Source organism: Peribacillus sp. FSL E2-0159, assembly GCF_038643155.1.
In the GTDB taxonomy this organism is placed as follows: Bacteria; Bacillota; Bacilli; order Bacillales; family DSM-1321; genus Peribacillus; species Peribacillus simplex.
Window position 1 is genome coordinate 4746037 of record NZ_CP152053.1, and the last position, 17052, is coordinate 4763088.

Consider the following 17052-nt stretch of genomic DNA (forward strand, 5'->3'; position numbering starts at 1 on the left):
ATTAAATTTTATTTAATTATAATTCACCAAACAATTGGTTACAAGAAAATGAGGAGGGTCCCAATGAAAGAGATGGAAAGCAAAGAATTACAATCATGGAAAGACAAATATCCTTTATTAAAGAAGCTCATTTCGACGGATGAAGTATTTTGGCTCAATCCAAATGTCGAAAAATTTCAAACAGGAATTAAAAAATCCCCCCTTTCTCAAGAAGATGTTAGAGATGCAGAGGAAAGGTTGAAACGTTTTGCACCATATATCGCCAAGGTTTTCCCTGAAACAAAAGGGACGAACGGTATCATAGAATCTCCTTTAGTGAGGATTCCTGCCATGAAACAATCCTTGGAACAGGATTATCAACAACCTATATTAGGAGAATTATTACTAAAATGTGATAGTCACCTTCCTATATCAGGATCTATTAAAGCAAGAGGCGGGATCTATGAAATTCTCAAACATGCGGAAGAATTAGCTTTCCAACATCATTTGTTAACAATTCAAGATGATTATTCGATTTTAGATAGTGATAGGTTCCGAACCCTTTTCTCAAAATATTCAATCGCAGTAGGCTCGACTGGAAATTTAGGACTTAGTATTGGCATCATCAGTGCAAAGTTAGGTTTTAATGTTTCCGTTCATATGTCAGCTGATGCAAAGCAGTGGAAAAAGGAATTGCTTAGAAGCAAAAATGTCAAAGTCATTGAATATGAAGCTGATTATAGTAAAGCTGTAGAGGAAGGCCGAATCCAAGCAGATAGTGACCCAACATGTTATTTTGTGGATGATGAAAATTCCCACGACCTATTTTTAGGATATGCAGTGGCTGCATCTCGTTTGAAGAAACAATTGGAAGAGCTAGAGATATTAATAGATGAAAATCATCCTTTGTTTGTTTACCTTCCATGCGGAGTAGGCGGTGGTCCTGGAGGCGTAGCTTTTGGCTTGAAATTATTGTATCAAGACCATATTCACTGTTTCTTTGCAGAACCTACCCACTCACCATGTATGTTACTCGGTTTAATGACTGGACTTCATGATAAAGTTTCTGTACAAGATGTTGGCATCGATAATGTAACAGACGCGGATGGACTTGCTGTAGGAAAGCCATCTGGGTTTGTGGGTAAAACTATGGAACCTTTTTTAAGTGGTAATTATACGGTTAGCGATGAACAGTTGTATAAGTTGCTAAAAGAGCTAGTCGATACAGAGGGGATCCATTTAGAACCTTCAGCACTAGCAGGCATGATAGGACCAAGTAAATTATGTAAAGAGGGCACCGATTATTTACAGAAGCATCGTTTAACGGAAAAGATGAGTAAGGGTACACATATTATTTGGGGGACTGGCGGAAGCATGGTTCCTGAAGAAATGATGAAGCAGTATTATCAAAAAGGGTTGAAATTAGCGTTAGAGAAACAGAAGTAATTTAACACGGGGGAGATAGCCCGTTTTAGACTGTAGACATTCGAACGTTGATTTCCACTCCAACAACAAGGTGTTTATCGGAAATTCTCTCTATTAGCTGATATTGTTTATCTTGCATTTTTTCATATTAGGGTTCCTCCTAAGGTATTGAGTTAGAGTGGTGTCTTACTCATATCTTACTGAGGAGCCCTATTTTTTCAAGTCCTCTGATCAATAACTATTGTACTGCTCAATCTTGTTCATCAAGTTCAATAAAATAATGATCCTTACGGTAGGACACCGCCTCCATGGTCGCTATCAGGTTTTGCTCATGCAAGACGTCTATTCGATAAAAACCTGTCCGATAGTTTCGTTTAACTTCTGTGGAACGGGCTACTATCTTGTCTCCGGGTTTAGCTGATTCAATAAACTGGATGGTTGTCGAGAGTCCTAAGGATGTTTTTCCATATGCATTACAGGCTGCGGAAAAAGCATGATCTGCTACAGCATAAATGACTGCCCCGTGAACAGTTCCATATGCATTTACCATAGTGCTTTGCACTTCTATTGTTGCTTCTGCAAAACCTGCCTCGAATTTTGTTAACTGAATGCCTAACGACTGAGCATACGGATCGTTTTTTACTTGCTCATGAATTTGTTCATAGTGTTTTTCATAAATTTGATACTCATCAATTTTCTCCTTCACTAGTACCTCCCCCTTCAATACCATTGATATCAGTAATTGTGACGTGAGTTGGATGTGCTAATTATTATCCATTTAAAAAACCAATTGTACCAACATCATGTAGACAATCGTTCCCCCTGCTATGGAGAGGAGCATCATTTTCTTCCAAATGTGAAGCAGAGCAACTACCGCTATCGCCATAAATTCAGGGATGCCGTGACTTCCGGATTGTAGGCTTACATCCTTTAAACAGTAAATGACCAAAAGCCCAATTACTGCTGATGGCAGTATCTTACCTAGATACTGTACATACTTCGGTGTGGGTTTACCTGATGGGAAAACGATGAATGGAAGAAACCTTGTAAGCATTGTGCCTAGAACAACCATTGCTATTGTAATGATTTGCTGCGTTAAATCCATTGTCATATGGTCTTGACCTCAACTTTCTCTAATGGCTTTCTAAGTAAGGTGAGTACCCCCAAAATTGAAAACATGGCAGGGATGATGAAATTGCTTCCGCCAAAAATAATAAGACAGACTGCTGACAGTCCAAGCCCTGCGAGAGCACTATGATGGTTTTTCTCTTTCATCCACTGTTCAATGAAAATGACTACAAAGAGAGCCGTCATAACAAAATCGAGTCCTTCTGTATTGAATTTGACAAGGGAGCCAAAAATGCCGCCAATCGCTGACCCTATCACCCAATAGGAATGATTGAGCAGTGTCACGAAGAACATGAACCAGCCCTTGTCTACATTCTTCGGAACATCAACGGTACAATTGATGGAAAAAGACTCATCACAAAGCCCAAAAATCAGATACAGCTTTTTCTTCCCGGTCCCCCTGTACTTATCCAGCATGGAAATGCCATAAAACAAATGCCGTGCATTCACCATTAAAGTTAGAAAAAGGGCGTTAATCGGATTGAATGCGACAAGCAATAAATTGGCTGCAATAAATTCCATTGATCCTGCAAATATTGTTAGACTCATCAATATCGGGTAAATCGCACTGAAACCTAATGAATTCATAAAGATTCCATAAGCGATGCCTAAAAATAAAAAGCCTGCAAAAATGGGCATTGTGTACGGAAAGGCTGCACGAAATGCAGTTAGCATTTGAGTTCTTTTTTTCATAAATTTCACATCCTGATGGCTAAATTTATTTAAACTTAACATACAAAATCCGTACAAAAAACAAGTTAATTGTATGGATTACAATTTATATAAAATACCCCCATTTCATAAAAATGGAGGCACTGATAGATATTCTTATATAAATCATCCCGTTTCATTATTAGAATTCCATACAAAAAATGATATGATTGTATGGAATAAGATAGTAGAGGTGAAGTATGCCAGTAAATTCATTTGACAATTATCCAATGTCTTGGAAACCTGATAAGAAAGCATTAAAGCGTCCTTTTTATAAATCTCTTGCATCATTACTTGAACAAGATATAACAAATGGTTTTTTAGCACCTGGAACAAAGTTGCCTCCGCAACGAGAATTGGCAGATTTTCTTGATTTAAACTTCACCACCATTACCCGTTCCTACAAAATATGCGAGGTAAAGGGATTAATATATGCCGTTACAGGAAGCGGAACCTTTGTGGCTCCCAATGCCACTCGTTCTATAACCATTTCCGCGGATAAAACGGCAAATAGCATTGATCTTGGTTTTGTGGCATCTTTTGAGCAAACCAATGATATTGTATCAGAAACCATTCTAAAAACTGTGAACAAAAGTTATTTGGAGCAGCTGCTGAATTACAACGATCCGACTGGTATTCCACATCAAAAAACAGCAGCTCTAAACTGGATGGAATCCTTCGGCATTCATGCGGATCAAGAGCATATTGCAATCGTTTCCGGTGCCCAAAATGCATTGGCAGTTGCCTTGGCTGCTTTGTTTGAGCCTGGCAATAGAATTGCAACCGACTTATACACATATTCAAACTTCATCGAGTTGGCAAAGATGTTCCATATTAAGTTAGTGCCCATTCCCGGAGACCAGTTCGGAATGCTGCCAGATGAACTTGAAAAGCAGTGTTGTCAAATAAATATTGACGGCATTTTTCTGATGCCCTCTTGCAACAATCCAACCACAATCATGATGCCAGACATTCGAAAGCAAGAAATAGCGGCGGTCATCCGTAAGCATCGTTTAATTTTGATTGAGGATGATATCCATGCATTTCTGACGGCAGGCGTTATCTCCGATTACCGGCAGCCTATGTACCATTTACTTCCAGAACAGAGCATTTATATTTGTGGCACCTCTAAGTCAATATGTTCTGGATTAAGAGTTGCCTATATGGTCTATGGGGATGTATTCCGCGAGAAAATTTCCCAGGCCATTTTCAACATAAATGTAAAGACCTCTTCTTTTGATGCAGAGGTTATCACGGAGCTTATCCTATCAGGAAAGGCTCATGAAATTGTTTCTCAAAAGAAACAGCTTGCACAGACTGCAAATGGTATTTATTCGGAATATTTTCCTTTAAGAAAGGACGTTGGACATCCTCTCAGCCTTTATCGTTGGCTTCCAATTCATGGGCATAACGATGCGTTACAGCTGGAAACGGATCTGAAAAGGCGCGGTATTCGAGTTTTTCATTCCAATCGATTCCAAAGCGGGCAGATCACCCCTGATATGTACTTGCGTATTGCACTTTCTTCTACAAACTCATTTGATGAGTTAAAAATAGGATTAGACATATTAAAACAGTATCTCAACTGATTCGAAGATCGGAAAATCGAATCTTTTAAAAAAACGTTCCAGTCGATTTCAGAAATCCGCTCCCTTTCCGCCGACTGGCTGCCAAGCCTCATCAAAGCAAACGTCTGTGGGGTCTCGGCTAGCCAGTTATTCGGCAGGAGTCTCGCAAATTTCTTCAATCTATTAAGGATGACAGTAAAAAACATAACGATAATCTATCTTGTTTTAAAATCATGGTTTGGGGTGAGATCATACCGAACACCATTTTCCAATTATGAAGTGAATGTCCCACCATGATAACAATAGTAATTTTCAGCTTTAAGATCTTTAATCTTTCTTAAAGACCGTTCTGCTTCCTCGACATTTAAACAAAATTGTGGATTAGCGATGCCCAATTCTTGATTCTCTTTAACAGCTGCATCACCTGATATTACACTTTTTAAACTTGGAAAATATAATGAAATATGCCCTGAGGTATGACCTGGTGTTGCTACTACTCTACATTCGTTATCTAAAATCAGATCCCCATCGTGTACCTTTTCATCAATTGAAACATGCTTCAATTTCTTTAATTGTTGTATAAACCATTTACCGAATTCGATTTCTTGATCTGGCATATTTTCAAGCATTTCTTCGGCTTGAACCAATCTCTCTGACTTCATTTCACCACTAATATATGTTGATTCTACTTCACTAGCTATAATGTTAATCAAAGGATACTTTTCCTTGAAATCATATAAGGAACCTATATGATCAATATCATAATGAGTAATGATTATATTCTTTAAATTCTTCATTTCATAACCATTTTTTATAATTTCATATTCAATTAAAGGTAAAAAATTAGGATACCCTGTATCGACCAAAGTTAGTTCATTCTTCAATATAATCAAGCTAGGATTAATGTAATTTTTTTGCCCATTAAATTCAAATTCAATTGGCAGTTCTATTATCTTCATTTTCCCTCCTCCAGACCTGCAGTTTATGATAACCGAGTATTCTATATATTCTTCAACTATTAATTTTAACAAAATACCCCTTTACCTGCCCCTTTAATTGCATAACAAAAAGTTGCCGAAAACAACATAGTTATTGAAGTAAAGAGCCTGTTAGTTCAAAAAGAAACCCTGTATGGAAACAAAGAAAAGAAATAATGAGACAAAAACGCACCCCAAAAATCCACCTTTTCTATCACCTTGAAGTTCGACCAATCCTATTACTAACATAAGCGCACCCAAGAACAACATAGAATACGGCATCAACTCGAATTTTCCAGTAATTAGTTGATAAGCTGATGAAGCAAGAACAATCATTACTAAGATGAGTTTAACTATTTTCAAGAATATATTTCTCCTTAAATACAATTTTTTCATTTAATCATACCATTTGACACCTTTTCATTTGTGTGGAAAATGGAAATTCCTTCAATCACTAACCCACTTTTCCGCACGAAAAAGCCGACTGGTTTTTTAATAAAACCACTCGGCTATGTGTGCTTTTAATTTATTTGAATGTTACGCATTTACTGCTTTACGGGCCTGGCTTTCATGTAATTTTTTCATTGCAAATCTTGCTATCGGCTGTGCGATCAAAGCTTCAACCCAAAATGCGATGGAAAAGTTACGCGGCCAATCATAAAAGAACGTTTGAATCGGCTCCAAACTAATTTCTCTCATGCCAATCCAAGATCCGATAACCGTCAGTAAAATGGACATGGTGGTTACGCTGAATAATATCGTGAATAACACTCTTGCATTAAAACCGTCCGTAGGTGCAATAAACTTTTGTACGAGTTTATTTACAAGTGGATTTACAACAAGTGTTACCAGTAAAACGACACAAATCCACACAAATGGAATTACTTGTAGGGTTTCAAAATACACTTCTTTACTGAATCCGAATTTAAATCCCATAATAAGAGGTGCGATAATGTTGACTGAAAGTATTGATATAATCGCCAAGAATAATACAAAGTCTTTTCCATTCCGCGGTAATCTTGTTTCTTCGTGCATATGATCATCTCCATTTAAAAATATTTCAGATGGCAGACGTATCGTGAGACATATATTTTTGGTCAATAAAAAAGACCAATATCTCTACACACTGATTTAAGAATTTTATCACGTTTTTTTAATGAATTTCAATGCTTAATACCTAGTCCTTAACTATCCTGCCCCGTTTTTCCCCTAAGAAAAAGGCTGCCTCAGCAACCTTACTTACTGCAAACAAATCACGAAACAGCAGGACTCATGTCTCCCCAGTTAATTACAAGAAGTCATTTGATTTTCTTTTAGTTAAAAAGCACAAAATAATATCTGAAATTTCACACTTCTTCTAATGATTCCTAAATACGAAACCTGTATACTTTTCTCATGTTAGTTTTTGTTACATCACAAGATATATTATATAACACTATGAATGGGAGTTGAGTGTAAATTGTCTACATATCTAGAAAGTCATGCTTTAGAAGAAGCGGAGTTCCACCATGCTGCGGATTTGGATGAATCTCTGAAGCCGAGAACCAAAGAAGATAGGACGGTTGGCCCGATATCCTATACATTCATGTGGATTGGAGACGGCGTCAATTTAGGGAATATGACACTTGGGGCAAGCTTAGTCGTAGCGGGAACCGCAACGTTGAACATCATTCAGACATTTGCTGCAGCTGCCATTGCCATCGCTATCATATCCGTGATTTTTGCTTTAAATGATAGGATTGGATACAGGACGGGCATTCCCTATGTTGTTCAGCTCAGAATGTCTTTCGGGATGAAAGGCTCCATCATATCATCACTTTTGCGCGGAATTCCAGCCATCATCTGGTACGGTTTTCAAAGTTGGATCGGCGGTACTGCCTTAAACGAAATCGTGAAGGTCATTACGGGTGGTACTTTTGATAATACCGTCATTTGCTTTGTCGCGATTCAATTGGTGCAAATTGTGCTTTCGCTATATGGCTTCCATGCCATCAAATGGGTGGAAATGCTTGCATCCATTGTTATCATGCTAGCACTAGTCTATGTATTTGGTATTCTTCTTACATCACATAGCGAGGTCATCGCGGAAAAATGGGTGCACGCTGAAGGTTCATGGGGCTTGCCGTTCTTTGCTTTCATCATGATGTTTTTAGGAAATTATGCGGCTATCTTTTTAAGCGCAGGGGACTATTCAAGAGAGCTTAAGTCTGGCATCAGTGATGCAAAACGAGGGTTTTTGTATTTTTCGCCCATTTTACTAGCATACGGCTTCGTCCTGACAATCGGTGTAATGCTTGCTTCCGCTACCGGCATTTCCAATCCCGTTAAGGCGTTTGCAATCGTGGTGGATAATCCTTATATCACAGTAGGCGTTTCTGCATTTATCGTTATAGGTGCAATTGCGGTAAATATGGTTGCCAATATTATTCCGCCAACCTATGTCATTACCTTGCTTACAAAGTTGAAATATAAGGTTGCCGTTATCATAACCGGGATTCTCGCTTTTTGCTCATTCCCTTGGGTGCTTGTACAGGATTCTTCGGCGAAAGGCCTTGGTTTGTTCATTCTGATTTATTCCGCATTTTTAGGTCCGATCGTTTCGATTTTATTAGTCGAATATTATATATTAAGAAAGCAAAAAATGAATGTTGCCGATTTGTACAGAGAAGAAGGGCCATTTGCAGGATATAATCCATGCGCGCTGCTCGCTATGCTTATCGGCGCCGGCGCTGCCTTTATAAAAGTAGAGCTGGCCTGGATCATCGGCGTTGTTGTGGCAGGCATTGCCTATATTATTCTGATGAAGTTTGCCTTTAGGGATTCACGTTTCAAAAAGGGGACAATATTCGAGAATGAGTTTTAACTTAAAAAAAGGGATACTACTCAAAATGGTAGTATCCCTTTTTTTAAGTATGGCTGGTTTCAGGAATGATACATTTGACCATTTTTATAAGTGAATTTATAGTTTCCTTCTTTTTCCAATAAAACCGGTAAGTACTGTGCGACCATCTCAGCAATTCCGAGATTAAGTGGATGGAGTATCCAATCAATCGATTTCCATTCCAGAATACCTTCCCGCGTTTTTTTCGGTGTTTCATATATTAAATCTGCATCCACTTCATACAAATATACATATATTCCATCCAATTCACCTTCTGGAGTCTCCCAGGTTACCGTTCCTTTAGAAAAAAAGGTCTCTACTTCAATGTCCGTTTCCTCAAATACCTCACGCTGTGCACCTATATCAGGTGTTTCACCGTTCTCGATTTTGCCCCCCACCCCGTTCCATACACCCATAATTGGAGATTTCTCCCGGTTAAGCATGAGTATTTCATTATCTTTCTTTACAAAACAAACCGTATACTTAAACATTATACAAAGTGACCCCTTTATCGTTAATTAACCCCACAACATGGCCGTGACGAATGTTGACCATAGAGAGCGTCATATGCCTCCACTATTAACACACTCTCAAATTTTAACAATGAATAAAGAATCCGTAAACGTCCGTCCTCCGTCAATGGATGTTGCACTCCCCATTTGCAAACCAACGCTTCTATAATTTGCGAGAATTAACTATTTCACTCGTGAGATTGATCGTTTGAGCTGATTACTCGTGAATTTGCGCTATTTACTCGTGAATTTGAGTTGTTTACTCGTGAATTCCTACTTTACTCGTGACTTTTGCTGCTTTACTCGTGAGTTTACACTGTTTACTCGTGAGTTCGTATTTTCATTAAGAAAGCAGCGATTCCCTTAAGAATCGCTGCTCCTCCTATTTATGCTCCTGCCCAAACATCTTTTGCATATCTGCCATTCTCCTCTAATGATTGCAGCCATTCTGTGGCTTCTTCTCTCTGTGTTTGATAGATATGCATATAGCTGTCGATTAAGGTTTGTTCAACATCGGGCGCCATTTTGCTTCCGTCTCCGCAGATGTATAGGTGTCCTCCTTCTTTTAATAAAGGAAGGATTTCATGGGCGTTTTCCGCTAATCGGTTCTGGACATATGTTTTTTCTTGACCGGGACATCTGGAGTAAGCGGTGTGCAGTGTTACAAGGCCCTCTTGTTCGGCTTGCACGAGTTCTTCTTGATAGAGGAAATCGTGTTCAGGATTACGGCATCCAAAGTAAAGGTGGGCTGTCCCTAGCGTTTCACCTTTTTTCTTTAAAATGCGACGTGCCTGTATGAATCCCCTGAATGGTGCAATTCCTGTTCCAGGACCAATCATGATGATAGGTTTTGCTGTTTGCTCTGGGAGCTGGAAATTGGATTGCGGAGTATTGATAAAGCAGGCCATTTTGTCTCCTTGGGAGCGTTCAGCCAAATAATTCGATGCAATTCCTTTGTATTCCCCGTTGCCGCTCAAAGCTTCTCCACGGACGACGCTGACGGTGATGCTTGCTTCTCCTTCCTTGTGAAGTGGCGAGCTTGAAATAGAGTAGTACCTTGCTTTTAAAGGTGGCAGTAAAGCCAGGAAACGTTCAAATGGGATTTCACATGCAAGATACTTTTCTATAAGGTCAAGCATGGTTATGCGCTTGTTCAGGATTTCTTGTTTATAGGTACTGTCCAAAAGAAGATCTTCAAGTTCTTTTACATGTGGAGGACATACCGTATGAGTGGCAAGCGCCCGAATTTGAGACCGGGTGGCGGGTTCTTGGAACTCCACATAGTTTGATAGTAACTCTTCTAGTTTTACCGGTTTTCCTGTAGGAAGATGGGCAGCTTTTCCCGAATCCCCAGTCAGATTCACGTAATCATGGCCATTCAGGGAGAATCGACTGAGCACTCGCTCGACAAGTTCCGATGGATTTTGTGGAAGAACCCCGAGATGATCGCCTTCCTGATAATGTATTCCCTCTGGCAAAGTTAACTCTATATGCCGTGTACTTCTTCCGCTTTCCACATGTTGTAATTCGTAATTCCTTTTTAAAATGGCTGTAAAAGCATGATGGGTGCGGGCTAGTGGCGTTCCGCTCACATCGCTTACGAAGTTCATCGTAATCGAGCTGACTACTCGATCATTCCTATTCACTTCAATGTTAAGGGTTTCGGCAAGATTCGGCCAAAGGGCTTCTGTCCATTTCTCGTAATCCCCTTCAAAGTCATCACTTGCATCTCCATAGCCAGTTTCTGACAGCCGCACCGCTCCTTTTTGTTCTAGCTGCTCATCAATGAAACGTGGAATGCGTTGGTACGTATTGGCCCAATTGCGGTCCCCGCAGCCGAAGATCGCATAGTGAATACCATCCAATGTGTCACCCTGACTTTCCTTAAGCCATGATACAAAGTCACCCGCATTATCAGGGGGATTTCCATTATAAGATGCCGAGACGATGAGAACAGCCCCTTCTCGAGGTAGCCGATCCGTGTAATCATTCAAAGGAGCAATCTCGGCATTGAAGCCTTGCCGCTTACCTGATTCAGCAAGGTCACGAGCGATCCCTTCCGCTGTTCCCATGTTTGATCCAAACAGGACAAGTAATGGTGTGCCATGTGCAGATTCGATTGAAGATGCCACGGCTCCTTTGTCCGCAGACTTTGGTTCTGGAGAAGCAACGGTAAACGACATCTCCGGCTTTCTCGGTGAAACGCGCATGGTCAATCCGTCCGGTTTAAGAGTCAACGTTTCTTTAACATCCAATTGATATTCTTCATGATCAATCAAGTCAAAGTGCTGTAAAACCATGCCAAGCACCAGTGTCGCTTCATGAAGGGCAAACTGCTGCCCGATACAGGCGCGCTGCCCGTTTCCAAACGGTTTATAAGCATGATAAGGGATGGAATCCAAATCCTCGAACCGCTCAGGAATGAACGATTCAACGTCATCACCCCAAACAGATGGATCACGGTGAAGCTCGGGGATAAGCAGCGAGAACACATCACCTTTCTTCACATTATATTTTCCGTCCAGCATGGTATCTTTTTTCGCATAAACGGAAAACGCCGGAGCTGTCGGCCACAGCCGAAGCGTTTCATTCAGCACCATCCGGACATATTTTAGCTTTTTCACTTGTTTGTAATCAGGAACATCATCACCCAGTACTTCATCGACTTCCTGCTGCGCTTTTTTTAACTTTTCTCTGTTATTCATGAGGAAATAGATGGCGAACGATAGGAGACCGCTCGTCGTTTCATGCCCAGCTATTAAAAAGGTAATGATTTGAAAGCGAATATTTTCATCATCCAGTGATACGCCCGTTTCGGGATCGACTCCTTTCAACATATGGGAAAGAAGGTCATCTTCTCCCTGATCACCATTTTGTTTTCGGTCAGCAATCAATTCATCCACTAGAGAGAACATATATTGAATGTCTTCCCTGAATTGTTTTTTAGATTTGATCATCAGTTTATCTTGGATACCAAGCCGCTGCGTTTGGCTCATCGCTTCATCCAACGCACGCACCATACTGGTGACAAAAGGATGGGTGGTCTCCCGATAAAAACTGTTAAATCGGTAATTGAACCCGCAGAGTCCGATCGTATCCAAGGTCAATCGTGTCATATCTTCAGGAACATCTATCTCATCAGCCGGATTCAGGCGGGCCCATTTTTGAATGAGTTGGGTAGCAAGATCCACCATTTTAGCATGATATCCCTTCATTGCTTGCTGGCTAAAGCTGGGCAGCAGGATGTTATGGGCCTTTTTCCAATTCGGCTCCGTCGTTTCACTTGTGAAAAGGCCATCACCGCCAAATGCTCTCACTTTTTGTAGGGCTGGACCGACTTTCTTATCAAACCTTGTTTCATCACAAATTTCTTTAGCGAGTGAAGCACTGGATACGAATGTAGTGATTCGACCCGGAAATTGAAACTGAAAAACCGGCCCAAGTTCTCGTGCCAGCTTCATGAAAGACTGAAGCGGCTTATCCTTATCAATGATAGGCAGGCTGCCTAGGGGGCCATATGTCTTTGGCTGTGGAAACTGAGTTGTGTTTTCCATTTTATTAGCACCTCTTTACAATAGTTAGAATCCGGAATGAACGTTCATTCCGTTTAAATGGTAAAACTTTTTCAAGCGTGTAATCGGACTGCATCCCAAAAGCTTTCTTCCACATCTGCCAAAAGTTTTGGGTCAGGTTCTAATTCCCCGATGCGAACAAGTCGCTCAAGCTCAAGAAATGCTCCATAAATGATGGCAATCAAAGCTGAAGAAGGAAGCTCCTTTATTTCTTTTTTCTCTTTTCCTGACTCAAAGAAATTTTTAAATATATCCAATAGACCTTGAAAGCTTGCATGACTATCTTCATTTAAAAAATGGGCTCCACTATGTATTTTAATAAAATGAAGCGCTTGGTCCTGATCGGTTGTAAAGTGAACCATCGATTTAAAAATATGGTGAAACTGATTGCGAATTGAATCATCATGAGGAAATCCATTCTTGACCGTTTCAGTGAAAATATCCAAGTACTCTTGAAAAATCTTATTACCCAGCACTTCCTTATTCTCAAAATAACGATAAATGGTACCCGCTCCAACTCCTGCCGATGTAGCAATCATCGGGATCGTCGTCGCATCATATCCTCGTTCTGCGAATAGCACTAAAGCACTGGTAACTATACTGTCTCGTTTATTTACTGCCGTGATCATAATGATTCACCCCTTTTTTTAAGTTGCGGAATGAATGTTCATTCCTGTTAATGTAAGTGTATACCCAATAAAATCCAATCTCAATCGCGCATACTACCCATATTTTGTGAATTCTTTATTAACGGAGGGGGATAAAAGGCTGAAAGGATTTCTTTTTAAGGAATTAAATGGGACTGCAAACTATCGTTTGCCCCATAAGAAAAAGAGCTGATAGTCACAGCTCTACTACTGGTTAACTGAAATTAGGTATGCAAACTTCTTGTTCACCTATTAAGCGAGAAGAGCTTATGCATGATTATAGCGTTCAGATAGTTTCTTTCTATGCGCATTGAACACTTCTTTCAAGGGGATATTGTACTTGTTCGCAATCACAATCAAGTTTCCTAACACATCTCCCAATTCTTTGGTTAGCTCCTGTATGTTCTCTTCAAACGAACCAATAACTTCATCAGGTCTATCCCTGCCAATCTCAAGAGAGCGAATGGCTCGTGCAACCTCGCCAGTTTCTTCTGCCAAAAAGCCAATGCGAATGAAAATGTCCAATTCTGACCATCCTCGTGCTTCATAATAATCTTTTACCCATAGTTGAAATTCAGTGACGTTCTTATTCATCCACCTTTCATTTATGTAATTCGAGTTTAACAAATCCCCTTGAATTTTGTATGATAAGAAAGGAAGATTACTAAATGGGAGATGTGATATTTTGAAAAGTCTAGCTGTATTTTGTGGATCAAGCAAAGGTGCATCTACTGTCTATGTAGAAGAAGCTAAAAAACTGGGTTCAGAACTGGCAAAACGTAATATTACCCTTGTTTATGGGGGCTCAAGTGTAGGAATCATGGGCGCAGTTGCAGATTCCGTTTTGGAAGCAGGCGGAAATGTAATTGGAGTATTGCCAGATTTTCTAGAAAAAAAAGAAATAGCACATAAGAACTTGACCGAACTGATTGTCGTGGAATCCATGCATGAAAGAAAAGCAAAGATGGCTGAGCTTGCAGATGGATTCATTGCCTTGCCAGGCGGCCCAGGAACATTGGAAGAATTCTTTGAGATTTTCACTTGGGCTCAGCTTGGTCTTCATCAAAAACCTTGCGGACTCTTAAATATCAATCACTATTATGATCCTTTGGTCGCTTTATTCAATCATATGTCCGACGAACAGTTCCTGCATGAAAAATTCCGTTCCATGGCGCTGGTGGATGTTGAACCAAATGGACTTCTTGATCAATTCATTACATATGAACCGCCAACCGTAAAAACTTTCATTACCGAAAAACAAACCTGATCATTAAAAAACAACCGGTCAAGATCAATAATGACTTTGGCCGGTTGTGATATACTGTTACAGACTGATGGTTAGGTAAATATCATGTTTAAATAATCTCCATGCCCTTTGATAAGTTGCACTTCATGTTCGGATGAAATCCAGAAGAAATGAAATGTCAGCCCCTCTTCATCTCCCCCACCCGTCGGCTGATAGTCCCATTCATCAGGAACATTCGATACACTTATTTGATAAAAATATCGATTATGTATGGCACCATCAACATTCTCCCAAAAATCTTCTGCAATTAATTTCTCCACATGAAAATTTTCCAGACCTGTTTCTTCTTTCATTTCCCTCATCACTGCTTGGTAAGCATCTTCTTGAGGCTTCACTGTTCCCTTGGGTATCTGTATACCCGCTTCCCTAATGGGATGTTGAAAAACCAATACTTGTGTTACTCCATTATTGATTCTTGTCACATACCCGTAAGCTTTTTTTATCGGTATCATCATCATTCCCCCGTTAATCACCAAAAGCAAAAATGAGCTCTGTCTCACATACAGTTTCTCCCTCGACAGTAGCCCTTCCTTTTCCTTTACCGATAGGGCCTTTCAAGCGAGTAATCTCTACTTCTAAACGTAATTGGTCCCCTGGTCTTACTTGCCTTTTAAAACGACATCCATCGATCCCAGCCAAAAGCCCGATCCGCCCTTTATTTTCTTCTTTTGTAAGCATAACAACAGCACTTACCTGTGCTAATGCCTCGACGATCAATACACCTGGCATCACTGGATAATTTGGAAAATGACCAGTAAAAAACTCTTCATTTGCTGTTACATTTTTAATGGCCACCGCTCTCTTTCCTTCTTCCAATTCCAAAACTCTATCAACTAAAAGAAATGGATAGCGATGCCTGATAATGTCTTTGATTTCTTGGATATCAATCAATATTAACTCCCCCATTGCGATGGATTGCTTTCACTTTATTTTACCATCAGCATCATCATATGGATATTTTTGCATTTATCACACTACACTTCTTTCAACAAAAAAAGGCTGCCTGAGCAACCCTGTTTTTTAAATCTTGCTTAAAAATCCTTTGATTTTTTTTCCTTCGATTTAGTTAACGGGGACAGAACGATTTGTTCATACCTTTCATATCCCCCTAATAATTTGTGAATCATGCTTATTTTAGGAACAACAAGGTAAACCACCAATCCTGAAATGGTGCTTAGTATAGCTCCTGCCAGCACATCCGCCGGAAAGTGTACACCTACCCAAATACGGGAAATGCCAACAAGAAAAGCCAGCATGATCCATAACACCCACCATCCTTTTTTAAAAAGCCAAAAGGATACACAAAACGAGAAAAACAAGATGGTATGGTCGCTTGGAAATGAATTATCCACTGCTTTTTCAATTAACTTATTAACATTGTTCAATTCGGCAAATGGCTGATTGTTCGAATATAATCTCCCTGCCATTTTCCCCATCATTTCAGCTATTAAAAACGTAATCATCCCACAAACAACCATCATTCTACTCTGTTCATTTTGAGTGAACCATATTACGATAACTGCTAATGCCAAGAAAAATACCATGTACTCGGCAATGAAAATGGCAGAAGGGTTTAAATAATCGTACTGTTTCCCTAGGTCATTGATCATTCTAAATACATTGGAATTCAGTTCAAAAAAATCCATTTTATTCCCAACTCTCCTCTTTTCTTACATAATAAAGGAGAAAGAAAGTAAATCGCCATCGTTCTTCCTAACATTTTAAGCTACCATCTTACATTATTGTCACGTATTCAACTATCGCTTGAATATAAATCTTCTTGTATAATCCCTAGACATTCTATATAATACATAAAAAAATCAGGAGGTTAGTCAGGTGAATACTGATAGAAACTCTGTTCTAATTCATAAAAACCAAGAAGCTGTTTGGTATGCGATTACAAATGATGAAAACATTTCAAAATGGTATGCCCCGGGTTCAAAATGGAATATCCCTAAACTCAAGGTTGGAGAAAAGGCAATCTTCGTATTAATGCCAAGTGCACATAACAATCTTAAAGATAACGAAAGCATTCCTATGAGCTTTACCATCCAAGAAGTAATTCCTAACAAAACGTTTTCTTATTCCTCTGATTCAGATAACCTCGTTTTCACTTTCGAAATTTACCCAGAATCTGAAGGAACTAGAGTTTCCATTAACATGGACGGATTTGAACAAAGTTTAGCTAACCTAAAAGCATTTACAGAAGATAGAGAACTTCCCTATACCTAATAATGAAATAAACACTGCTCCGATTGAGTGGTATTCGATATCACTTATGGAGCTAACAAATGCGTTAGCTAAAAATCAATATATAATGAAGACTTTGTATAAGGGGAGGTTAAA

General features: G+C 39.5%; 18 protein-coding genes. 5 read left to right on the top strand and 13 right to left on the bottom strand.

Features of this window, described 5'->3' with window-relative positions:
• Window positions 1–63 precede the first annotated feature (63 nt).
• A complete protein-coding gene (locus tag NYE63_RS23140; protein ID WP_342602892.1) occupies window positions 64–1425 on the top strand; it encodes a D-serine ammonia-lyase in 1362 nt (453 codons plus the stop codon).
• Window positions 1426–1654: 229 nt separating this feature from the next.
• On the opposite strand, the gene NYE63_RS23145 is transcribed toward NYE63_RS23140, so the two are convergent.
• The 3 genes from NYE63_RS23145 to azlC form a co-directional block, all read right to left on the bottom strand.
• Window positions 1655–2110: a hotdog fold thioesterase gene (locus NYE63_RS23145; protein ID WP_342602893.1), complete on the bottom strand. Its 456-nt coding sequence runs from the start codon at window positions 2108–2110 to the stop codon at window positions 1655–1657.
• A gap of 72 nt (window positions 2111–2182) precedes the next feature.
• Window positions 2183–2515, bottom strand: coding sequence for a branched-chain amino acid transporter permease (locus NYE63_RS23150; protein ID WP_141992276.1), 333 nt, complete (start codon window positions 2513–2515; stop codon window positions 2183–2185).
• Complete coding sequence (gene azlC / locus NYE63_RS23155) at window positions 2512–3225, bottom strand: azaleucine resistance protein AzlC (protein ID WP_342602894.1); 714 nt, start codon at window positions 3223–3225, stop codon at window positions 2512–2514. Before azlC ends, NYE63_RS23150 begins: the two co-directional genes overlap by 4 nt.
• Before the next feature lie 218 nt (window positions 3226–3443).
• On the opposite strand from azlC, the gene NYE63_RS23160 reads away from it, so the two are divergent.
• Window positions 3444–4832, top strand: a complete 1389-nt coding sequence (locus NYE63_RS23160; RefSeq protein ID WP_342602895.1) for a PLP-dependent aminotransferase family protein — start codon at window positions 3444–3446, stop codon at window positions 4830–4832.
• Window positions 4833–5083: 251 nt separating this feature from the next.
• Here NYE63_RS23160 and NYE63_RS23165 read toward each other — a convergent pair whose 3' ends face one another.
• The 3 genes from NYE63_RS23165 to NYE63_RS23175 all read right to left on the bottom strand — a co-directional run bounded on the left by NYE63_RS23165 (window position 5084) and on the right by NYE63_RS23175 (window position 6823).
• The gene (locus NYE63_RS23165) at window positions 5084–5770 is read right to left on the bottom strand and encodes an MBL fold metallo-hydrolase (RefSeq protein WP_342602896.1); all 687 of its coding nucleotides are present in this window, start codon (window positions 5768–5770) and stop codon (window positions 5084–5086) included.
• A 150-nt stretch (window positions 5771–5920) separates the two neighbouring features.
• A complete protein-coding gene (locus NYE63_RS23170) occupies window positions 5921–6151 on the bottom strand; it encodes a DUF3953 domain-containing protein (protein ID WP_342602897.1) in 231 nt (76 codons plus the stop codon).
• Between the two features lie 174 nt (window positions 6152–6325).
• Window positions 6326–6823 (bottom strand): hypothetical protein, encoded by a 498-nt coding sequence (locus NYE63_RS23175; protein WP_342602898.1) that lies wholly within the window; start codon window positions 6821–6823, stop codon window positions 6326–6328.
• A 424-nt stretch (window positions 6824–7247) separates the two neighbouring features.
• On the opposite strand from NYE63_RS23175, the gene NYE63_RS23180 reads away from it, so the two are divergent.
• Window positions 7248–8651, top strand: coding sequence for an NCS1 family transporter (locus NYE63_RS23180; RefSeq protein ID WP_342602899.1), 1404 nt, complete (start codon window positions 7248–7250; stop codon window positions 8649–8651).
• 59 nt (window positions 8652–8710) lie between these two features.
• Here NYE63_RS23180 and NYE63_RS23185 read toward each other — a convergent pair whose 3' ends face one another.
• The 4 genes from NYE63_RS23185 to NYE63_RS23200 all read right to left on the bottom strand — a co-directional run bounded on the left by NYE63_RS23185 (window position 8711) and on the right by NYE63_RS23200 (window position 13994).
• Window positions 8711–9160: an 8-oxo-dGTP diphosphatase gene (locus tag NYE63_RS23185; protein WP_342602900.1), complete on the bottom strand. Its 450-nt coding sequence runs from the start codon at window positions 9158–9160 to the stop codon at window positions 8711–8713.
• Window positions 9161–9567: 407 nt separating this feature from the next.
• On the bottom strand, window positions 9568–12735 hold the full coding sequence (locus tag NYE63_RS23190; protein ID WP_342602901.1) for a bifunctional cytochrome P450/NADPH--P450 reductase: 3168 nt from the start codon (window positions 12733–12735) through the stop codon (window positions 9568–9570).
• 71 nt (window positions 12736–12806) lie between these two features.
• Window positions 12807–13382 (bottom strand): TetR/AcrR family transcriptional regulator, encoded by a 576-nt coding sequence (locus NYE63_RS23195; protein WP_342602902.1) that lies wholly within the window; start codon window positions 13380–13382, stop codon window positions 12807–12809.
• A 285-nt stretch (window positions 13383–13667) separates the two neighbouring features.
• Window positions 13668–13994: a MazG-like family protein gene (locus NYE63_RS23200; RefSeq protein WP_342602903.1), complete on the bottom strand. Its 327-nt coding sequence runs from the start codon at window positions 13992–13994 to the stop codon at window positions 13668–13670.
• A gap of 91 nt (window positions 13995–14085) precedes the next feature.
• Here NYE63_RS23200 and NYE63_RS23205 point away from each other — a divergent pair, with 91 nt between their 5' ends.
• Window positions 14086–14667: a TIGR00730 family Rossman fold protein gene (locus NYE63_RS23205; protein ID WP_342602904.1), complete on the top strand. Its 582-nt coding sequence runs from the start codon at window positions 14086–14088 to the stop codon at window positions 14665–14667.
• Window positions 14668–14738: 71 nt separating this feature from the next.
• On the opposite strand, the gene NYE63_RS23210 is transcribed toward NYE63_RS23205, so the two are convergent.
• The 3 genes from NYE63_RS23210 to NYE63_RS23220 form a co-directional block, all read right to left on the bottom strand.
• Complete coding sequence (locus NYE63_RS23210; protein WP_342602905.1) at window positions 14739–15158, bottom strand: NUDIX domain-containing protein; 420 nt, start codon at window positions 15156–15158, stop codon at window positions 14739–14741.
• Between the two features lie 13 nt (window positions 15159–15171).
• Window positions 15172–15597 (bottom strand): 3-hydroxyacyl-ACP dehydratase FabZ, encoded by a 426-nt coding sequence (fabZ, locus tag NYE63_RS23215; RefSeq protein ID WP_342602906.1) that lies wholly within the window; start codon window positions 15595–15597, stop codon window positions 15172–15174.
• Between the two features lie 140 nt (window positions 15598–15737).
• Window positions 15738–16352 carry an undecaprenyl-diphosphatase gene (locus tag NYE63_RS23220; RefSeq protein ID WP_342602907.1) on the bottom strand — a complete coding sequence of 205 codons (615 nt, stop codon included), beginning with the start codon at window positions 16350–16352 and terminating at the stop codon, window positions 15738–15740.
• 190 nt (window positions 16353–16542) lie between these two features.
• Here NYE63_RS23220 and NYE63_RS23225 point away from each other — a divergent pair, with 190 nt between their 5' ends.
• The gene (locus NYE63_RS23225; protein WP_342602908.1) at window positions 16543–16938 is read left to right on the top strand and encodes an SRPBCC domain-containing protein; all 396 of its coding nucleotides are present in this window, start codon (window positions 16543–16545) and stop codon (window positions 16936–16938) included.
• Window positions 16939–17052: the final 114 nt, after the last annotated feature.

What these genes read in the sequence shown, in the direction of transcription:
- NYE63_RS23140 (WP_342602892.1), top strand. Translation starts at nt 64, where the DNA reads ATGAAAGAGATGGAAAGCAAAGAATTACAATCATGGAAAGACAAATAT.
- NYE63_RS23150 (WP_141992276.1), bottom strand. Translation starts at nt 2,515, where the DNA reads ATGACAATGGATTTAACGCAGCAAATCATTACAATAGCAATGGTTGTT.
- azlC (WP_342602894.1), bottom strand. Translation starts at nt 3,225, where the DNA reads ATGAAAAAAAGAACTCAAATGCTAACTGCATTTCGTGCAGCCTTTCCG.
- NYE63_RS23160 (WP_342602895.1), top strand. Translation starts at nt 3,444, where the DNA reads ATGCCAGTAAATTCATTTGACAATTATCCAATGTCTTGGAAACCTGAT.
- NYE63_RS23165 (WP_342602896.1), bottom strand. Translation starts at nt 5,770, where the DNA reads ATGAAGATAATAGAACTGCCAATTGAATTTGAATTTAATGGGCAAAAA.
- NYE63_RS23175 (WP_342602898.1), bottom strand. Translation starts at nt 6,823, where the DNA reads ATGCACGAAGAAACAAGATTACCGCGGAATGGAAAAGACTTTGTATTA.
- NYE63_RS23185 (WP_342602900.1), bottom strand. Translation starts at nt 9,160, where the DNA reads ATGTTTAAGTATACGGTTTGTTTTGTAAAGAAAGATAATGAAATACTC.
- NYE63_RS23190 (WP_342602901.1), bottom strand. Translation starts at nt 12,735, where the DNA reads ATGGAAAACACAACTCAGTTTCCACAGCCAAAGACATATGGCCCCCTA.
- NYE63_RS23195 (WP_342602902.1), bottom strand. Translation starts at nt 13,382, where the DNA reads ATGATCACGGCAGTAAATAAACGAGACAGTATAGTTACCAGTGCTTTA.
- NYE63_RS23200 (WP_342602903.1), bottom strand. Translation starts at nt 13,994, where the DNA reads ATGAATAAGAACGTCACTGAATTTCAACTATGGGTAAAAGATTATTAT.
- NYE63_RS23210 (WP_342602905.1), bottom strand. Translation starts at nt 15,158, where the DNA reads ATGATACCGATAAAAAAAGCTTACGGGTATGTGACAAGAATCAATAAT.
- NYE63_RS23220 (WP_342602907.1), bottom strand. Translation starts at nt 16,352, where the DNA reads ATGGATTTTTTTGAACTGAATTCCAATGTATTTAGAATGATCAATGAC.